This is a genomic window from Aquimarina ulvae (assembly GCF_053613295.3).
Genome location: NZ_JBSIBP030000034.1, coordinates 1 through 3,138, shown reverse-complemented (window position 1 = coordinate 3,138; position 3,138 = coordinate 1). Strand labels below are relative to the sequence as shown.

Genomic DNA, 3,138 nt, shown 5'->3' with positions numbered 1-3,138 from the left:
AAACAACAATCGACAAGGTTAGAAACTAATTTAGTGTAAACACCTAATCTTTAACTTGTGTAAACTATGTATCTTAAAGAACATTAAATAACTTGAGAATGAAAATTAGATTATTACTTTTAATATCAATTATTATTGTGCAACTTGGATGCACGGACTCTGTAAAAGGTCAGGAATTCCCTATTATTCTTCAGGATAAACCAATTCAATGTGGACCTGTCTGTCTAAAAATGGTTTCTAAATATTATGGAAAAGATATTGCTTTAAAAGAATTGGAAAAACTGTCCGGAATGACAGATTCTGGTACTTCTCTACTTGGATTAAGTGAGGCTGCGGAAAGTATTGGTTTAAAAAACTTAGGAGTAAAAATATCTTTCGAACAATTGTCAAACGAAGTTCCTTTACCCGCAATATTGCATTGGAACAATAATCACTATATAGTCGTATACAAAGTATCACAAAATAAGGTTTGGGTAGCTGATCCACAACTTGGAAAAATTGAATATTCTAAAAAAGAATTTTGTAACAGCTGGCTCAAAGGTGAAATAGCTACTGCTACGGAAGGAATAGCTTTACTTGTAGAAAAAACAAAAAAATTTTAAAGTAAAAAAACGATCGACAATACGATATATGTGATCATAGCAGCTAAGTGATGAATCAAATGGTTTCTGTATTTTTGGTAAGGCGCAATGCTTGCAGAAAGTAAAAGTTAGCAATCAATGCGCAGAAAAACCGAAAAGAAGGTAACATTTTGCCCTGCTACGGCACATATATTAAACGTTGTACTTCATTTAAATCAAACATTAACCAATGGCAAAATTCTTTAGAAAAATAAGACAGAATATGATTAAGGATAAAAAGGTCATTAATTATCTTCTTTATGCTATTGGTGAAATTATACTCGTCGTAATTGGAATTTTAATTGCGCTAAGTATCAATAATTCGAATGAATTAAAAAAAACACGAGATATAGAGAAAGTCTATCTAAAAGAAATAAAGAGTGATTTAATACAAGATACATTATTCTTGTCTCAAATAATTAATGATCATAAATGGCGAGTTGCTCAATTAATGTCTCAAGACACAACTATTGACTTGATATTCGAGGAAATAATTGGTGAGCTTCCTAAAGTGGAAGGAGTATCTGAATTAGAATATATTTTCTTTACAGACAGAAAATTTCGTCCAAAAATCGGAACTTATAATTCAATGATTTCTGAAGGAAAATCAAACATAATAAGCAATCGTGAGCTATTTAATAATATTCAAAATATCTATGAGTTGGAAGTCCAAAATATCATAACTATTGGTGAAGATGTGTTGGATCGTTCTACAGAGTTAAGAAATAAATATGCATATGAAATAAAATATGGTGATTTTGGCTCACCTATAAAAATTACTGACAAACGAATATTAGCTGATATTTATATTTCGTCTAGACAACTTAATTATTATACAAGGCAATCAGTTTTATTAAAAAAGAGAATTACAGAGTTAATTGAACTAATAGATTATGAATACCAATCTTTGGAATAGAATAACCAAAGATAACTTCAAACTTATATAATCCTATGCTTGGAGTTCACCTATAATAATTGTAACAAATCTGAATCTTACATGTCCTATTGTTCAAACTATATAAATATAAATGAAAAATCAAATTTTACTATTACTTGCATTAGTATTATTTAGTGCTTGTAATAACTCAACAAAATCCAATACAAGCAAACAGCCAACTATAACAGATTATCAACTCGGTGAGAAATGGGTCTGGAAATATAAAGGTGTGACTTCTGAAGGAGAAGTGCGCTCGGATGGAACAGATACAAGAGAAATAGTAAGTTTTGAAGGGGCTTTAGGTATGACTGTTGGTAAAGATACTATTCCCGTAACCGAAATCATTAAACGCGAAGTAAGCGAAACACCGAAGTACGACTGGCCTCTTGAAGTAGGTAAAAAATGGAAATATGAAAACAAATGGACAAGTCAAGATGGAACTACTGGAAACCAAAGTCAAAATGCAGAAGTACTATCATACCAAGAAGAAACAGTAAAAGCGGGAACATTTATGGCCTACACAATAAAATACACAGGAAAAACTACCAATTCTAGAGGATATAACGCAAATGAAACAGAAGTCTGGTTATATGCACCTGCTGTAAAAAATTTCATAAAACTCACTCAAAATCAAGGTGATTTTCACTATGAGGAGGAATTAATCGAATATTTAAAACCAAAATAAAACAGCAGACAACATGCTGTATGTTTCATTGTACACCATTTGAGAAAAGCATTTTACATATTAATAATCTTTTTGCTGACAATCAATGTTCAAGCTCAAAATAGAGAATCCGAATTTATCGGAACATATGGAGATATGATTTTGGCTAATGGAGAATTTGGAGGAACTGAATTAGAATTAATAGCGGACGGAACTTTTCGATTGCGAACAACTGACTATGTTTACCCACAAACCTTTAAAAATTATACCAACGAAGGAAAATGGGTTTTAAAAGATGGAGAAGTTATTTTAAATCCAGATTTACAAAGGCGAAATCCAACTGTGAATATAACCGAAAAGCAAATCGGACTTAAAGACTCGATTGAAATTAAGGTCAATCATTATGTTGAACTTTACGAAAACCAAAACTTGATTGAAAAACAAAAAACTGAATTTGAATTATTAACTCTGTATTTTAATAAAAGAAGAAAATACAAGCATTTAACAAGAGAATGGTTAAAAGAAGGAAGTTGCGCTTGGGCACCACGAATAAAAAATAGAGTGAATTTGGATTCAACAAATACTTTTAGAATAGCAAAAAAGGACATTGAGAAAATCGGAATTTACACTTACGGATTTACAGATTTTATCGAACAGAAAACAGAAAACAAAAATTCTGACTATTACGAAATAGATGTTGTAATTCCTATCGACAAAGAAAGAATGCCAAGAAATAAAAAAGTAATTATCAAAGGAAATAGAGCATATTTTTACGAAATAAAAGGTAAAGTAAGTAAGTCGCTGAATAATTTATGGAAAAAAACTGCGTAGAACACCGTGTCCTATGTAAAGCCCTAGTCCAGTTTCTTAAATATACTATTTTATTTTATAATTAACTCATAATGTTTTTTTTTACG

4 protein-coding genes are annotated in these 3,138 nt (G+C 30.6%); all 4 read left to right on the top strand.

Translation table 11 applies throughout. The annotated features are described in order from the left end of the window. Positions 1–98 precede the first annotated feature (98 nt). Positions 99–602, top strand: a complete 504-nt coding sequence (locus tag ACWGOQ_RS23965) for a cysteine peptidase family C39 domain-containing protein (protein WP_458202890.1) — start codon at positions 99–101, stop codon at positions 600–602. 208 nt (positions 603–810) lie between these two features. Next, positions 811–1,536: a DUF6090 family protein gene (locus ACWGOQ_RS23960; RefSeq protein WP_452060366.1), complete on the top strand. Its 726-nt coding sequence runs from the start codon at positions 811–813 to the stop codon at positions 1,534–1,536. A 112-nt stretch (positions 1,537–1,648) separates the two neighbouring features. After that, a complete protein-coding gene (locus ACWGOQ_RS23955; RefSeq protein WP_452060367.1) occupies positions 1,649–2,242 on the top strand; it encodes a hypothetical protein in 594 nt (197 codons plus the stop codon). Between the two features lie 72 nt (positions 2,243–2,314). Continuing rightward, complete coding sequence (locus tag ACWGOQ_RS23950; protein ID WP_452060368.1) at positions 2,315–3,052, top strand: hypothetical protein; 738 nt, start codon at positions 2,315–2,317, stop codon at positions 3,050–3,052. Positions 3,053–3,138 lie beyond the last annotated feature (86 nt).